Raw genomic sequence first — 15072 nt, 5'->3', positions numbered from 1 at the left:
TCCTCAGGCCAGCGTTTGTAAGTAGGCGCTGGCTTCCCGGTAACGGGCCAGCCGCGCCAGGTCGGCGGGGCCCGGACAGGGGATGCGCGAGAGATCACTGTTGTCGGCCAGATCGGCCAGCTTGACGGTGCGCGCCAGCGGGTCGTCGCCCAGGCGCACTACGAAATCCTGGTAAGGCTCGCCTTCGCGGCGGCTAAGCGCCAGCAACGCAGCCAGGATTTTCAGCGCGAAACCCTCACGCGCCAGGTCGGACAGGGTCAGCGGGGTGTCTTCGATCACATCGTGAAGCACCGCCACAATCCGCTGTTCAGGTGTGGAAACCCGCATCATCACGCGTAACGGGTGGAGGATATAAGCCGCCCCACCCTTATCGTATTGCCCTTCATGCGCCCTGGCGGCCACGGCAATGGCCCGCTCCAGTGTAGACATGAGGCCCTCCCCGTTTGGCAGCTACCACCCCAAGCATAGCCAAACTTGTGTGAACAGCGCCTGACACAAGCCTTGACTGCGGCGCCACTTTTACTGGCTTAGCGTGCTGCGCCGTGCTGGATGACCACCGAATCGGTACCCAGCTTGGCCATCACTTCGTCCCTGCGCGCCTGCGCTTCTTCACGGGTGGGGAACGGCCCCAGCAGCACCACCGGCTTGCCGTCACGGTACTCCACCGAAGACGGGATGCCCTTTTCGATCAGGCGCGCCGTCATGTCGCTGAGCGCACCCATATTGGCGCCCTGCACCACTTCCACGTCCCAACCCTGTGGCGCCGGCTGGTCTGCCAGCGCCTCGGCACGGCGCTGCAGGTCGGCTCCACCGCAGAGCTCACGGATACGCAGGTTGTTGCCGGTATCGTCGACGATGATGTCGTATTGGCCATCGCGCTTGATCGCCACGTAGCTGCGGTAGGCTTCGTACTGCCCGGCATCGTCCTTGCCGCGGACCTGACCGCAGATGGTGCCCTGGGTGTCGATCCGCACGTTGCCGAACTTGGCGGTCTTGGGGTTGTGCAGGTGTTCGGCCACCTGCTTGTGCACGCCTTCGACCTCGTTCTCACAGCCCGCCAGGGCGAGCACTGCCATTACCACAGCCAGTTTGCGCACGCGTGTACCTCCAGATTCGAAGGGGCGGATTCTAGCACGCCGGGGTATGCCCGGACCGCGACCAAACGTTACACGCTGCTTCGGGCGCAAATGCAAAAAGGGCGATCATTTCTGATCGCCCTTTTTCGATTTGGTAGGCACAATTGGACTCGAACCAACGACCCCCACCATGTCAAGGTGGTGCTCTAACCAACTGAGCTATGTGCCTGTCGTGTGGTGCGCATATTAGTGGCCCGATGCGTACCTGTAAAGCTTTTTTTTGAGAAAAATCAAAAACTTTCGAATGCAGGCGCTTCGCGTCCAGACCGCGGTTTTCCGGCACACGCGCAATGGACAATGAAAAAAGGGGTGACCCTTTCGGATCACCCCTTTTTCGATTTGGTAGGCACAATTGGACTCGAACCAACGACCCCCACCATGTCAAGGTGGTGCTCTAACCAACTGAGCTATGTGCCTGTCGTGTGGTGCGCATTCTACGCATTACAAAAACCCTGTCAACACTTTTTTTCGCGCTAACCTACTGAATCTTAAACTCTTTATAGAGAGGCTGGCTAAGGGGGGACCCGTAAAGGATTTTCACCAGACGACTAGCGGGTGTTTATTATTATTGATAGCATCGGTACATTCGTTAAAAATATAAAACACGAGGTTCCTGCAGCATGGCTAACACCCCCTACCCCCAGTCCTACTACGCCGCCTCGGCCAACCCGGTGCCGCCACGTCCGGCGCTGCAGGGTGAGGTGGAAACCGATGTGTGCATCATCGGTGCCGGCTACACCGGCCTGTCCAGCGCCCTGTTCCTTCTGGAGAACGGCTTCAAGGTGAGCATCGTCGAAGCGGCCAAGGTCGGCTTCGGCGCATCGGGCCGCAACGGCGGCCAGATCGTCAACAGCTACAGCCGCGACATTGATGTCATCGAACGCACCGTCGGCCCCAAGCAGGCGCAACTGCTGGGCCACATGGCCTTCGAGGGCGGGCGCATCATTCGTGAACGCGTGGCCAAGTACAACATTCAGTGCGACCTGAAAGATGGTGGCGTATTCGCCGCCCTTACCAGCAAGCAGATGGGCCACCTGGAATCGCAAAAGCGCCTGTGGGAACGCTTTGGCCATAATCAGCTGGAGCTGATGGACCAGAAGCGCATCCGCGAAGTGGTTGCCTGCGACAGCTACATCGGCGGCATGCTCGACATGAGCGGCGGCCACATCCACCCGCTGAACCTGGCCTTGGGTGAAGCTGCCGCGGTCGAGTCGCTGGGTGGCATCATCTATGAGCAAACCCCGGCCGTGCGCATCGAACGCGGTGCCAACCCGGTCGTGCATACCCCGCAGGGCAAGGTCCGCGCCAAGTTCATCATCGTTGCCGGCAACGCCTACCTGGGCAACCTGGTACCCGAGCTGGCCGCCAAGTCCATGCCATGCGGCACACAGGTGATCACCACCGAGCCACTGGGCGAAGAACTGGCACGCACTCTGCTGCCGCAGGACTACTGCGTCGAGGACTGCAACTACCTGCTCGACTACTACCGCCTGACCAGCGACAAGCGCCTGATTTTCGGTGGCGGCGTGGTGTACGGCGCGCGTGACCCGGCCAACATCGAGGCGATCATCCGCCCGAAAATGCTCAAGGCCTTCCCGCAGCTGAAGAACGTGAAGATCGACTACGCCTGGACCGGTAACTTCCTGCTGACCCTGTCGCGCCTGCCTCAGGTTGGCCGGATCGGCGACAACATCTACTACTCGCAGGGTTGCTCGGGCCACGGCGTGACCTATACCCACCTGGCGGGCAAGGTGCTGGCCGAGGCCCTGCGTGGCCAGGCAGAGCGTTTCGACGCCTTTGCCGGCCTGCCGCACTACCCGTTCCCGGGTGGCCAGATGCTGCGCGTACCCTTCAGCGCCATCGGTGCCTGGTACTACAGCCTGCGCGATCGCCTGGGCTTCTGATTCAGGCGGCCCGCGCCCACAGGATTTGTGCTGCTTGCACAGTCCGTGTGGGCGCGGGCTTACCTGCGAAGGGCCGGCACTGGCAACGCTATTTGTTCAGGCTATTGACCGCCTGCTTCGCCGCACTCTCTTGCCCCGCCTTGGCCAGTTCATCCGCAGCGTGCAACCACCGCTGGCGATCAACCTGGGCCGGCAGTTGCCGAGGTGGCTGCACCAGCACCGCCCAACTCCCCTGCTTCTCCCACGCCGATGCAAAGTCATCGAATGCCATCACCTGCCGCCGGTGCATGCCCGAACGCAGCAGCACCCGCTGCTTGTACCGGTCATACCCCATCAACACCGCATAGCGCGGCTCGCTCCACCAGGCCGAACCTTCCTCGTAACGCAGCAGCACCGGGTTGCCCGCCGCCACCTGGGCCAGCAGCGCGTCCAGTTGCTTGTCCAGCGGGTACACCACCCTGCCGTAGTCCCGCGCCACACGGGGAATAGCGGAATCCAGCGTTTCGGCACCCTGAGGCAGGTTCAGCGGCTTATCCAGCAAGCCTGGCGTAATAGGTGCCCCCTGCTGCGACAGCACTGCTGCCAGCGCCATGGCCCCGCTGTGGTTGGCGTTGCCACGGTAGAACGGCACGCTGCTGATCTCGACCCGCTGCGGCAGGCCCTTGAGGTTGCCGGGCGGTGCGCTGGCGCAGCCGGCCAGGGTGGCAGCCAGCAGGCAGGCCGCCAGTAGCCGCCGGGGGGCAGCCTTGAAGGAATGTTGCTCCATGGACACTCGCTTGTTCCAACGCCAGGCAGGCAGCGCCCGGCTCTGGCCACCGATCATAGGTCCGACAGCGGCGCGGGTATAGTCCGACAGCGCCTTGGAGCGAATCGGCCCTAGAGATAGACCATTGTTCGATGGAACGTCACGGACGAAGGGCTAGACTAAAGCAGTGTCTGGAAGGTAAACGCGGGCCAATCAAGCGCTTGCCGCAGAGATGGAGGCACAGATGAGCCTGACCATGGCAATTCTCATGCTGGTAGGCATGTGGCTGAGCGTCGCAGCCGCCATGCTGTGGGGTGTACTGCGTATCGTGCGGCGTCACGCACACCATCACCACCTGCCCCCGCAGGCAACACCCAAGCCACAGCCAGCAAGGCGGGCGCGGCGGCATGTCGGGGTGAGCTAACCTCAGGATTTCCCGAAGCCTGATCACTGACAAGCCCGCTCCACAGGTATTTCGCGATGCCAGTACGGCTCGAGGTACCTGTGAAAGCGGGCTTGTTCACGAGGGGGGCGCAGAACGCCCCTTTTTTACATCAGCCTTCAGCCGCCTCACGCTTCAAACGCGCTCGACGGGCAAGGATGTTGAGGACCTCGATAGCCGTCGAGAACGCCATGGCCGCATACACATAGCCCTTGGGTACATGGGCGCCAAAGCCTTCGGCGATCAGCGTCATGCCGATCATGATGAGGAAGCCCAGCGCCAGCATGACCACGGTCGGGTTGTCGTTGATGAAGTTGGCCAGCGGATCGGCGGCCACCATCATCACGATCACAGCCGTGATAACGGCGATAATCATGATCGGCAGGTGCTCGGTCATGCCCACGGCGGTGATGATGCTGTCGACCGAGAAGACGATGTCCAGCAGCAGGATCTGGAAAATCGCCGCAGCAAAGCCCAGGGTAACCGTGGAGGAGACCTTGGCTTCCTCCTTGGCGCCATGCGGGTCGACGTTTTCGTGAATTTCCTTGGTCGCCTTCCACAGCAGGAACAGACCACCGGCAATCAGGATCACATCCTTCCACGAGAAGGCGTTGCCGAACACTTCGAACACCGGGTCGGTCAACTGGACGATCCAGGCCACGGTGCTGAGCAAGGCCAGTCGCATGACCAAGGCCATGCTGATACCGATACGCCGCGCCTTGGAGCGGTACTCCACCGGCAGTTTGTTGGTCAGGATCGAGATGAAGATCAGGTTGTCGATGCCCAGTACAACTTCCATGGCCACCAGCGTAGCCAGGGCAACCCAGGCGGTAGGGCTAGCGGCGAGTTCCAGCAAATATTCCATTGTTCAAATCCTGCAGCAGCGGTTGGGGTCAGATTTCCTGGGTTTCTTCTTTCTTCTCGGCATCCTTGGGCTTCTGCCCTTCGCTGCCGATGGCTTCGCTCAGCGCCTGCTGGGCAGCCTTGTTGGTGTCGTCGATGGCTTGCTTGGCCGACTGCGCGGCCTGATCGAGCATCTGCTGCGCGGATTTCTCGGCCTGGTCGCAGCCTGCCAGGGTGAACAGGGCCAAAGCCAGCACCAACGGGGTGCCTATGGATTTGAGTTGCAGCATGGTGTCCTCGCTTGAAATAACCCGGCGGCGCATGGCGCCTGATAGCCGTGCATTCTAGAGACGGCAATAGTTCAGGAAAATTCGTATTTTCATGGCATATACTTCGGTTTTTACGAATCGGAACGACCGACGGTGCTTAACTATCGCCAGTTGCATTACTTCTGGGCCGTGGCCAAGACGGGCAGCATCACCCGCGCCAGCCAACAGCTGAACCTCACACCGCAAACCATCAGCGGGCAGATCACCCTGTTCGAGCAAACCTACGGCCTGGAACTGTTCCAGCGCGCCGGCCGGCAGCTGGAACTGACAGAAACCGGCCGTCAGGCCCTGGTGTATGCAGAGCAGATGTTTCAGATCGGCAGCGAGCTTGAAGCCATGCTGCGTGCCGGCCCTCAAGAGCAGATCCTGTTCCGTGTGGGGGTGGCTGACGTGGTGCCCAAATCCATTGTCTACCGCCTGCTGGCACCGACCATGGACCTGGAGGAGGTGCTGCGCATCAACTGCCGCGAGGACAAACTTGAGCGGTTACTGGCAGACCTGGCTATCCAGCGCCTGGACCTGGTGATATCCGACAGCCCCATGCCTAACCACCTGGACATCAAGTGCTACAGCCAAAAGCTGGGCGAGTGCGGGCTGAGCTTCTTCGCCACCCCGGCGCTGGCACAACGGCTTGAAGGTCCTTTTCCAGCTTGCCTGCAGGATGCTCCGCTGCTGGTTCCCGGCCAGGAGACCGTGGTAAGCAGCCGCTTGCTGCGGTGGCTGGGCGAGCAGCAGGTGCAGCCACGGATCGTGGGGGAGTTCGATGACAGTGCCTTGATGCAAGCGTTCGGACAGTCGGGCAGCGGCATTTTCGTAGCGCCCAGCGTAATCGCCGAGGAGGTGTGCCGTCAGTATGGCGTGCAACTGATCGGGCAGACCGAGGCCGTGCACGAATCGTTCTATGCCATTTCGGTGGAGCGCAAGGTCAAGCACCCAGGGATCGTGGCGATTACCGAGGGGGCCCGGCGGGAGTTGTTTCACTGGTAGCCGCAAAAGCCTGATTGACAAAGAACACGGCCCGACATGCGCCATAGGTGCTCTATGGTAAAGTCCGCCCTTTCCAGATTCCGAGATACCGCTGCACATGACCCCTTTCCTCCGCATCCTCAACCGCACCAGCCTGGTGACTCAGATCGTCATTGGCCTGCTCGCCGGCATCGCCCTCGCCCTGCTGGCACCTGCCATCGCCCGCGACCTGGCCTTTCTTGGCAAGGTGTTTGTCAGCGCCCTGAAGGCGGTTGCGCCCGTGCTGGTGTTCATCCTGGTCATGGCTTCGGTCGCCAACCATCGTCACGGCCAGGAAACCCACATTCGCCCGATCCTCTGGCTGTACCTGCTGGGCACCTTTGCCGCAGCAGTGGTGGCCGTGGTTGCCAGCATGCTGTTCCCGTCGCACCTGGCACTAAGCACCAGCGAAGCCACGCTGAGCGCGCCAGGCGGCATCACCGAGGTGCTGCAGAACCTGCTGCTGAGTGCGGTAGACAACCCGGTCAATGCCCTGCTCAATGCCAACTTCATCGGCGTGCTGACGTGGGCCATCGGCTTGGGTGTGGCCCTGCGCCACGCCGGCGAAACCACCCGTACCGTGGTCGAAGACCTGTCCACGGGTGTAACCCTGATCGTGCGCGTGGTCATCCGCTTCGCCCCGCTGGGCATCTTTGGCCTGGTCAGTTCCACCCTGGCCCAGTCGGGCCTGGACGCGCTGCTCGGCTACCTGCACCTGTTGGCGGTACTGATCGGCTGCATGCTGTTCGTGGCGTTGGTGATGAACCCACTGATCGTGTTCTGGAAGATCCGCCGCAACCCCTACCCGCTGACGCTGCTGTGCCTGCGTGAAAGCGGTATTACCGCGTTCTTCACCCGCAGCTCGGCCGCAAACATCCCGGTGAACCTGGCGTTGTCGGAACGCCTTGGCCTGCATGAAGACACCTACTCGGTGTCGATCCCGCTGGGCGCGACCATCAACATGGCCGGTGCGGCGATCACCATTACCGTGCTGACCCTGGCCGCAGTGCATACCCTGGGTATCCAGGTGGACCTGCCGACTGCCGTGCTTCTCAGCGTGGTGGCAGCAGTGTGCGCCTGCGGCGCCTCGGGCGTGGCCGGGGGTTCGCTGCTGCTGATTCCGCTGGCGTGCAGCCTGTTTGGCATCCCAAGCGAAATTGCCATGCAGGTGGTTGCGGTGGGCTTCATCATCGGCGTGCTGCAGGACTCGGCCGAAACGGCGCTGAATTCTTCGACCGATGTGCTGTTCACTGCCGCGGCATGCCAGGCTCAAGAGCAGCGCAACGGCTAAGAGGGCCGGGGCCGCTTTGCGGCCCCAATTGCCTTACGCGATGGCATTACCTACCCTAGTGGCCTTTCCCCAGCCACGAGACAGGGCCATGTCAGAACACGAAACCGCAGGTGAAGGCCGCTTCAACAGCATCGAGATCCGCGTTCTCGGCTCGCTGATCGAAAAGCAGGCCACCAGCCCGGAAAGCTACCCGCTGACCCTCAATGCCCTAGTCCTGGCCTGCAACCAGAAGACCAGCCGCGAGCCGGTGATGAACCTCACCCAAGGCCAGGTCGGCCAGGCATTGCGCGCCCTCGAAGGTCAGGGCATGACCCGCCTGCAGATGGGCAGCCGTGCCGACCGCTGGGAACATCGGGTAGACAAGGCACTGGAGCTGGTGCCAGCGCAGTTGGTGCTGATGGGCCTGATGTTCCTGCGGGGCCCGCAAACCCTCAACGAACTGCTGACCCGTAGCAACCGCCTGCACGACTTTGACGACACCGAGCAGATCCAGCATCAGCTGGAGCGCCTGATCTCGCGGGACCTGGCCTTGCACCTGCCACGCCAGGCCGGCCAGCGTGAAGACCGCTACACCCATGCCTTGGGCGACCCGGCGGAAATCGAGGCGATTCTCGCTGCACGGCAGCAGGAAGGCGGCGCGCGCACCACTGGCGGCAGTGTGTCAGAAGACCGCATCGAAGCCCTCGAAGCCCGCATTGCGGCGCTGGAAGCGCGCCTGGCTGAGCTGGAAGGCTGAGCCGTCACGGCTCGGGGTCGGGGAAATTGCGGCAGCTCTTGCGCTCGGCCAGTTCCCGGTCAGTGGGGCGCTGGTCGACAAACACAGCGCGACCGTCGGCGTAGATTTCCAGGTAGCCCCAGTGCAGGTCCTGCTCTTGCTGCCCGGGCTTTGGGGGGACTAGCCACCAGGGTTCGCGGCTGATCAGGGTCATGGGTGTGATTCCTGAGGGGTCTGCAGTAAGCATAGACACCTTCAGGTGCTGCTTTGCTTGCACCGGCCCTTTCGCGGGTAAACCCGCTCCTACACGACGGCCTGCGTCCACCCCCCGAGGTGTGTCCACCACCAATCTGCGTAGGAGCGGGTTACCCGCGAATACGGTAGCGGCGGCAACGGTGAACGACGGGTGGAGACTGGCCAGCAGGGACGGCCTCTTCGCGGGTGAACCCGCTCCTACGCGACGGCCTGTGTCCAACTCCCGATGTGTGTCCACCACCAATCTGCGTAGGAGCGGGTTTACCCGCGAATACGGTAGCGGCGGCAACGGTGAACGACGGGTGGAGACTGGCCAGCAGGGCCGGCCTCTTCGCGGGTGAACCCGCTCCTACGCGACGGCCTGTGGCCAACCCCTGATGTGTGGCCATCACCGATCAGTGTGGTAGGAGCGGGTTTACCCGCGAATACGGTAGCGCCGGCAACGGTGAACGGCGGTTGGAGATTGGCCAGCAGGGCCGGCCTCTTCGCGGGTGAACCCGCTCCTACACGACGGCCTGTGTCCAACCCCCGAGGTATGTCCACCACCAATCTGCGTAGGAGCGGGTTTACCCGCGAATACGGTGGCGGCGGCAACGGTGAACGGCGGGTGGAGATTGGCCAGCAGGGCCGGCCTCTTCGCGGGTGAATCCGCTCCTACACGACGGCCTGTGGCCAACCCCTGATGTGTGGCCACCACCGATCAGTGTGGTAGGAGCGGGTTTACCCGCGAATACGGTAGCGGCGACAACGGTGAACGACGGGTGGAGACTGGCCAGCAGGGCCGGCCTCTTCGCGGGTAAACCCGCGCCTACGGGGATCTTCACAGTTTCAACAACTGCTCAGTCCTGTGAGGGCGGCTCTAACCGCGAAAGGGCCGGTACAGGCTTACGCCGGTGCCGAAGTCCGAATCAGGTGGTCAAAGGCCGCCAGCGATGCCTTGGCCCCCTCACCCACCGCAATGACGATCTGCTTGTACGGCACGGTAGTCACGTCACCTGCGGCAAACACACCCGGGATGCTGGTCTGGCCCTTGGCGTCGACAATGATTTCGCCACGCGGCGACAGCTCGACGGTGCCCTTCAGCCAGTCAGTGTTGGGCAGCAGGCCAATCTGCACGAAGATGCCTTCCAGTGCCACTTCGTGCTGTTCATCCGTGGTGCGGTCCTTGTAGCGCAGGCCGGTCACCTTCTCGCCATTGCCCAGCACCTCGGTGGTCAGCGCGCTGGTGATCACGTTGACGTTCGGCAGGCTGCGCAGCTTGCGTTGCAACACCGCATCGGCACGCAACTGGCTGTCGAACTCGATCAGCGTCACCTGGGCGACGATACCAGCCAGGTCGATGGCCGCTTCCACACCCGAGTTGCCGCCGCCAATCACTGCCACACGTTTGCCCTTGAACAGCGGGCCGTCACAGTGCGGGCAGTAAGCCACGCCGCGGCCGCGGTACTCCTGCTCACCCGGCACGTTCATTTCGCGCCAGCGGGCGCCGGTGGCCAGGATCACGGTCTTGGCCTTCAGCGAAGCGCCCCCCGCCAGGCGCACTTCGTGTAGACCGCCCTCGGCGGCCGGAATCAGCGCTTCACCGCGCTGCAGGTTCATGATGTCGACGTCGTACTGTTTGACGTGCTCTTCCAGCGCCGTGGCCAGCTTCGGCCCTTCGGTTTCCTGCACCGAGATGAAGTTCTCGATGGCCAGTGTGTCCAGCACCTGGCCGCCGAAGCGCTCGGCGGCAACACCGGTGCGGATGCCCTTGCGGGCAGCGTAGATGGCAGCAGCGGCGCCAGCGGGGCCACCGCCGACGACCAGCACGTCAAAGGCTTCCTTGGCGTTGATCTTCTCGGCCTGGCGGGCGCCAGCGTTGGTGTCGATCTTGCCAATGATTTCTTCCAGGCCCATACGGCCCTGACCAAACACTTCACCGTTGAGGTAGATACTCGGTACCGCCATGATCTTGCGCGATTCCACTTCGTCCTGGAACAGCGCACCGTCGATGGCAACATGGCGCACGTTGGGGTTGAGTACCGCCATCAGGTTCAGTGCCTGGACGACGTCCGGGCAGTTCTGGCACGACAGCGAGAAGTAGGTTTCGAAGTTGAATTCACCTTCCAGGGCCTGGATCTGCTCGATCACTTCGGCACTGGCCTTTGACGGGTGGCCACCGACCTGCAACAGTGCCAGCACCAGCGAGGTGAACTCGTGACCCATGGGGATGCCGGCGAAGCGCAGGCTGATATCGGCACCTGGGCGGTTCAGCGAGAACGAAGGGCGACGGGCATCGGTACCGTCCGCGCTGAAGGTAATGAGGTTCGACAGGCCGGCAATCTCCACCAGCAGGTCGTGCAATTCGCGGGACTTCGCGCCGTCGTCGAGGGAAGCAACGATCTCGATCGGCTGGGTGACCCGCTCCAGGTAGGTTTTCAGTTGCGATTTAAGCGTGGCGTCCAACATACGGGCGATTCCTTTTTCAAAACTCGGATACAAAAACGCCCAGGCGAGGTCGCCCGGGCGCTTGACGGGGCGGTAGGTATTTCAGCTTTGGCGGCTGCTTACCGCCCGCGTTATGGGCATGACCTTAGATCTTGCCTACGAGGTCCAGCGACGGCGCCAGAGTGGCTTCGCCTTCTTTCCACTTGGCCGGGCACACTTCGCCTGGGTGAGCGGCAACGTACTGGGCAGCCTTGACCTTACGCAGCAGTTCAGCAGCATCACGGCCTACGCCACCGTCGTTCAGCTCGACAATCTTGATCTGGCCTTCCGGGTTGATCACGAAGGTACCGCGGTCGGCCAGGCCAGCTTCTTCGATCAGCACGTCGAAGTTGCGCGAAATGACGTGAGTCGGGTCACCGATCAGCGGGTATTCGATCTTGCCGATGGTGTCCGAAGTGTCGTGCCAGGCTTTGTGAGTGAAGTGGGTATCAGTGGAAACACCGTAGATTTCCACGCCCAGCTTCTGGAACTCGGCGTAGTTGTCAGCAAGGTCACCCAGCTCGGTCGGGCAAACGAAGGTGAAGTCGGCCGGGTAGAAGAACACGACAGACCACTTGCCTTTCAGATCGGCTTCGCTGACCTGAACGAACTCGCCTTTGTGGTAGGCGGTGGCGTTGAAGGGTTTGACCTGGCTGTTGATGATTGGCATGAGAGACGCTCCTTCATGGGGTTGGAATCAGTTGATGGATAGAATCCTAACTAATCATCCCGCTGAAGGCTCATTGGCAAAGCTCATGCTTTCGATTGGTTTTGGCTATAACCGGGGCTACTTAATAGAAGGGAAAGGGCTGAGCAAAGGATTGCGGACCTGAGCTCTGCACTGGCAAAGAAATGTAACAGCTCCCCATTCGGCATCACGGGCAAACGGGTCTAGGCTCAAGCCCATGTGATACCGGGCCCCTCTGACGGCTGCCAAGCCGCCATGTCGGATCACTGTTGCCTTGCAACGTCGACATTCAAGGAGGGGCTCATGACAGCTCTGCAAGCATTCCTCACAACACCTGTCCTCGGTACCAGCGCCTGGTTGTGGCTGGTGTTCATGGCCATCGTCATCGGTTTGCTGGTGCTCGACCTGGGCGTGCTGCACCGCCACGACCGGGAAATTGAAATGCGCGAGAGCCTGCTGTTGTATTCAGGCTATTTCAGTGTCGGTGTACTGTTCGGCGCGGGGGTCTGGTACCAGTTGGGCGCGCAGTCGGCACTGGAGTTCTACACCGGTTTTTTGGTCGAGCAATCGTTGTCGATGGACAACGTGTTCGTCATGGCGATGATCTTCAGCTACTTCGCCATCCCCCGCCGCTACCAGCACCGCGTACTGTTCTGGGGCATCCTGGGCGTGGTGTTCCTGCGGGCCATCATGATCGGCGTGGGCGCGGCGCTGGTACAGAACTTTGCCTGGGTCCTGTACATCTTCGGTGCCTTCCTGCTGTTTACCGGGGTGAAAATGGCACTGTCGAAGGAAGACAGCCGCCCAGACCTGGCCAACAACCCGATCCTCAAGTTCGTGCGGCGGCACATGCGGGTTACCGACCAGATCCATGGCTCGCACTTCTTCGTACGCCACACCCCGGCCGGGCACAGCAAGGCGCTGCGTTATGCCACCCCGCTGTTTCTGGCGCTGGTACTGATCGAACTGGCCGACCTGGTATTTGCCGTCGACAGCGTGCCGGCGATCTTCGCTATCACCCAGGACCCGTTCATCGTCTACACCTCCAACATCTTCGCCATCCTCGGCTTACGCTCGCTGTATTTCGCGCTGGCGGCGCTGATGCACCGGTTCGTTTACCTCAAGTACGCACTGGCGCTGGTGTTGATCTTCATTGGCTGCAAGATTTTCTACCACGGCATGGTGGGCAAGGTGCCGGCGCTGCTGTCGTTGGGCGTGACATTCGGGTTGTTGCTGGGTGGGGTGGTGATTTCGTTGATCAAGACGCGGGGGCAGACGTTGAATAAAGACGACAAGACGATAGAAAAAGCAGCTAACGATAAGAAAACAACGGGACAAAAAAAGAATGACCCACAGTTACGGGTCTGAGTTGCAATCATTGCTTGATGATGAAGTAACCAACCGCTCCCCAAAGTGAGGCAATCAAGATCAACCAAAGGGCTGCTCCCATATCTCGCCTCAACTTTGGGGGAAAATTGTCAAGCTCCGCTTCGTTCAACCATCCGAGGCGTGAATGTAACCTTGGGAATGTGACCAAAGCGCTTACTGTACTCATCAGTAGGCATCGATGCCTTAGGTTTCGTCCGCCCCATACGGGTTTCATCTGCTCAAGATAGGGGTTGCTCGTGATCGCTGAAAGGGCGACATCAAAATCACTCGACAAAGCAATTTTCACATTGATAGCGATCCCCGCAAGGCCCAGGACGAAAGGCGCAATCAGGAATCCTATCTGCAACAATGGGGACCAATTGTCAAAGTCAATCATCAGTCACCTCATGAAGGAGTTCACCGGTCCGCTCTCCGAGGGCGCCAATACCAATAGCGCCTGCAGAAGAGGCTGCGCCAACGATCGCAATCCCGCACACTGCACCAAACCCACCGGTACCCACCGCAAAAATACCGCATAACGCAGCTGCTGCAGCACCTCCACCAGAGGCACCTACCAACCCTCCCGTTAGACCCCCTACAAAATTTCCCGCTTCAGTAAACCGAACCTTTCGACAAGCACGAGTCTCCCCGGCCCGACAGACTTCTTTTACTTTCAGATAAGACGAGGTCCCGCCCAGCCCAATCGCTGCATACCCTCCGTATTGCAGGTACTTACTTAACCGCGCCACCTTCTCAAGATGTGTCGCATACCCCGGAATCTGCCCCGGTCCGCCCGCTTTCGACCAATGGTGCACCAGGCTCTTGGTAGAGATATTCAAGCTCTTCTTCAGCCGCTCATAGCTCCCCAGATTCAGTTGCTTATTAAGCAACGCCGCTTTCAACTGGCCATCCAGTTGCTGCAACAACCGCCTGCGCTCGGCGAAGAAACCCGGACTATTCAAATGGCCATGGTGCATGAACTCACGCTGGTGCAATTGCTCGATGCTGGTCAAGGTATCGCTTACTTGTTTCAAGCCTTGATCCAGCATGTCCTTGCCCACGCCCATGGACAGACTGGCGTTGCTGAGCAAGCCGGCGATTTCGGCCTGGTGCTGCATCATGAAATCCGCTTCGACGTAGTCGAGTGCCTCCAGCGCACGCCGCGCATGCTGCGCAGCCGCCATAAGCTCTCCCTCTTCGCGCGTGCAGGCATTTCCATTGTCAGGATCACCGATAACGAAGATTTCCCCAGCTTTGAACCCTTGCGCATACGTGGGATTGAGCCGCTGTAACCGTGAGACCGGCAACGTGGAATCGTGACCGGCCAGTTGAAGCAGTATCTGGGGAAACGACATGCGTCGTGGAACCACGTAGAAGCCAGGCTCCAGCGAACCAGGCAGTGCACCTATTACCGGTTGGGAGAAGCGCTCGGGGTTGAAGGTGGGTGACAGCTCGGCAGCGTGGGTATTGGCACGCCCTGCAATGGAGTGCATGGAGGGCGGAGCCTCATACAAGGGCGCGACTACCCGGTTGGTGCCCGGCGAACAGCCACAGACAACCAACGCACCATCCATAGCCACCCGCTGGCCATCTGAAATAAAGTGATCCACACCTTCGGCGACAGTTCCCGCCTGCCCACAAAGAGGGCATGGCGTGGTGTGGTCGCCTTCACGGAGCACCATTCGGCCTTCGTCTAGATAGCCGGCCCCCGTCGCAATACAGACAGCACCCGTTGTGGTGACATCGCCATCTACCGCCTGACCTTTCCCCTCTAGATTGACGCGCATATATGAACTCCCTGTACTTGATTCAGGTTGGAAACCTATCACCTGCAAGGGAGATTCAAGTGGCCTCAGCCAAAATTCAGATACGTCCTACAAGTTGC

Annotated in this window: 16 protein-coding genes and 2 tRNA genes; 6 read left to right on the top strand and 12 right to left on the bottom strand. The window is 60.8% G+C overall.

The genetic code is table 11. The annotated features are described in order from the left end of the window. Nucleotides 1-3 precede the first annotated feature (3 nt). The 4 genes from C4Q27_RS22275 to C4Q27_RS22260 form a co-directional block, all read right to left on the bottom strand. Nucleotides 4-429 (bottom strand): hypothetical protein, encoded by a 426-nt coding sequence (locus C4Q27_RS22275; protein ID WP_014591567.1) that lies wholly within the window; start codon nt 427-429, stop codon nt 4-6. 98 nt (nt 430-527) lie between these two features. Beyond that, on the bottom strand, nt 528-1097 hold the full coding sequence (locus C4Q27_RS22270) for an SPOR domain-containing protein (protein ID WP_014591568.1): 570 nt from the start codon (nt 1095-1097) through the stop codon (nt 528-530). Nucleotides 1098-1228: 131 nt separating this feature from the next. Further along, nucleotides 1229-1305 (bottom strand) — tRNA-Val (locus tag C4Q27_RS22265). A gap of 171 nt (nt 1306-1476) precedes the next feature. Next, a tRNA-Val gene (locus C4Q27_RS22260) sits at nt 1477-1553 on the bottom strand. 203 nt (nt 1554-1756) lie between these two features. Between C4Q27_RS22260 and C4Q27_RS22255 the strand changes: the two genes are divergently transcribed. Further along, nucleotides 1757-3040 (top strand): FAD-binding oxidoreductase, encoded by a 1284-nt coding sequence (locus tag C4Q27_RS22255; RefSeq protein WP_003250557.1) that lies wholly within the window; start codon nt 1757-1759, stop codon nt 3038-3040. 88 nt (nt 3041-3128) lie between these two features. On the opposite strand, the gene C4Q27_RS22250 is transcribed toward C4Q27_RS22255, so the two are convergent. After that, nucleotides 3129-3863: a peptidase C39 family protein gene (locus C4Q27_RS22250; protein ID WP_104887385.1), complete on the bottom strand. Its 735-nt coding sequence runs from the start codon at nt 3861-3863 to the stop codon at nt 3129-3131. Nucleotides 3864-4029: 166 nt separating this feature from the next. Here C4Q27_RS22250 and C4Q27_RS22245 point away from each other — a divergent pair, with 166 nt between their 5' ends. Next, nucleotides 4030-4209, top strand: coding sequence for a hypothetical protein (locus C4Q27_RS22245; protein WP_104887384.1), 180 nt, complete (start codon nt 4030-4032; stop codon nt 4207-4209). Between the two features lie 130 nt (nt 4210-4339). On the opposite strand, the gene C4Q27_RS22240 is transcribed toward C4Q27_RS22245, so the two are convergent. After that, on the bottom strand, nt 4340-5092 hold the full coding sequence (locus C4Q27_RS22240; protein ID WP_003250551.1) for a TerC family protein: 753 nt from the start codon (nt 5090-5092) through the stop codon (nt 4340-4342). Between the two features lie 28 nt (nt 5093-5120). Next, entirely contained in the window at nt 5121-5360 is a 240-nt protein-coding gene (locus C4Q27_RS22235) for a hypothetical protein (RefSeq protein ID WP_020191237.1), read from the bottom strand. A gap of 132 nt (nt 5361-5492) precedes the next feature. Here C4Q27_RS22235 and nhaR point away from each other — a divergent pair, with 132 nt between their 5' ends. The 3 genes from nhaR (at nt 5493) to C4Q27_RS22220 (ending at nt 8431) form a co-directional block, all read left to right on the top strand. Continuing rightward, nucleotides 5493-6386: a transcriptional activator NhaR gene (gene nhaR, locus C4Q27_RS22230; RefSeq protein ID WP_004573709.1), complete on the top strand. Its 894-nt coding sequence runs from the start codon at nt 5493-5495 to the stop codon at nt 6384-6386. Nucleotides 6387-6483: 97 nt separating this feature from the next. Next, nucleotides 6484-7695 (top strand): serine/threonine transporter SstT, encoded by a 1212-nt coding sequence (gene sstT, locus C4Q27_RS22225; protein ID WP_064491376.1) that lies wholly within the window; start codon nt 6484-6486, stop codon nt 7693-7695. Between the two features lie 88 nt (nt 7696-7783). Continuing rightward, complete coding sequence (locus tag C4Q27_RS22220; protein WP_104887383.1) at nt 7784-8431, top strand: YceH family protein; 648 nt, start codon at nt 7784-7786, stop codon at nt 8429-8431. A 4-nt stretch (nt 8432-8435) separates the two neighbouring features. Here C4Q27_RS22220 and C4Q27_RS22215 read toward each other — a convergent pair whose 3' ends face one another. The 3 genes from C4Q27_RS22215 to ahpC all read right to left on the bottom strand — a co-directional run bounded on the left by C4Q27_RS22215 (nt 8436) and on the right by ahpC (nt 11801). Further along, nucleotides 8436-8624, bottom strand: a complete 189-nt coding sequence (locus C4Q27_RS22215; protein WP_003250541.1) for a hypothetical protein — start codon at nt 8622-8624, stop codon at nt 8436-8438. Nucleotides 8625-9550: 926 nt separating this feature from the next. Then, on the bottom strand, nt 9551-11113 hold the full coding sequence (ahpF, locus tag C4Q27_RS22200; RefSeq protein WP_014591572.1) for an alkyl hydroperoxide reductase subunit F: 1563 nt from the start codon (nt 11111-11113) through the stop codon (nt 9551-9553). 124 nt (nt 11114-11237) lie between these two features. Beyond that, complete coding sequence (ahpC, locus tag C4Q27_RS22195) at nt 11238-11801, bottom strand: alkyl hydroperoxide reductase subunit C (RefSeq protein WP_003250537.1); 564 nt, start codon at nt 11799-11801, stop codon at nt 11238-11240. A gap of 321 nt (nt 11802-12122) precedes the next feature. Between ahpC and C4Q27_RS22190 the strand changes: the two genes are divergently transcribed. Next, nucleotides 12123-13187: a TerC family protein gene (locus C4Q27_RS22190; RefSeq protein WP_064492460.1), complete on the top strand. Its 1065-nt coding sequence runs from the start codon at nt 12123-12125 to the stop codon at nt 13185-13187. Between the two features lie 7 nt (nt 13188-13194). Here the strand turns inward: C4Q27_RS22190 and C4Q27_RS22185 are convergent, their stop codons facing one another. Both C4Q27_RS22185 and C4Q27_RS22180 read right to left on the bottom strand, forming a co-directional pair. Further along, on the bottom strand, nt 13195-13584 hold the full coding sequence (locus tag C4Q27_RS22185; protein WP_064492459.1) for a hypothetical protein: 390 nt from the start codon (nt 13582-13584) through the stop codon (nt 13195-13197). Continuing rightward, a complete protein-coding gene (locus C4Q27_RS22180; RefSeq protein WP_064492458.1) occupies nt 13577-14974 on the bottom strand; it encodes a PAAR domain-containing protein in 1398 nt (465 codons plus the stop codon). Before C4Q27_RS22180 ends, C4Q27_RS22185 begins: the two co-directional genes overlap by 8 nt. Nucleotides 14975-15072: the final 98 nt, after the last annotated feature.

It is taken from the genome of Pseudomonas sp. SWI36 (genome assembly GCF_002948105.1).
GTDB classification, from domain to species: domain Bacteria; phylum Pseudomonadota; class Gammaproteobacteria; order Pseudomonadales; family Pseudomonadaceae; genus Aquipseudomonas; species Aquipseudomonas alloputida.
The sequence above is the reverse complement of the archived record's forward strand: the minus strand, read 5'-3'. Positions and strand labels throughout refer to the sequence as shown.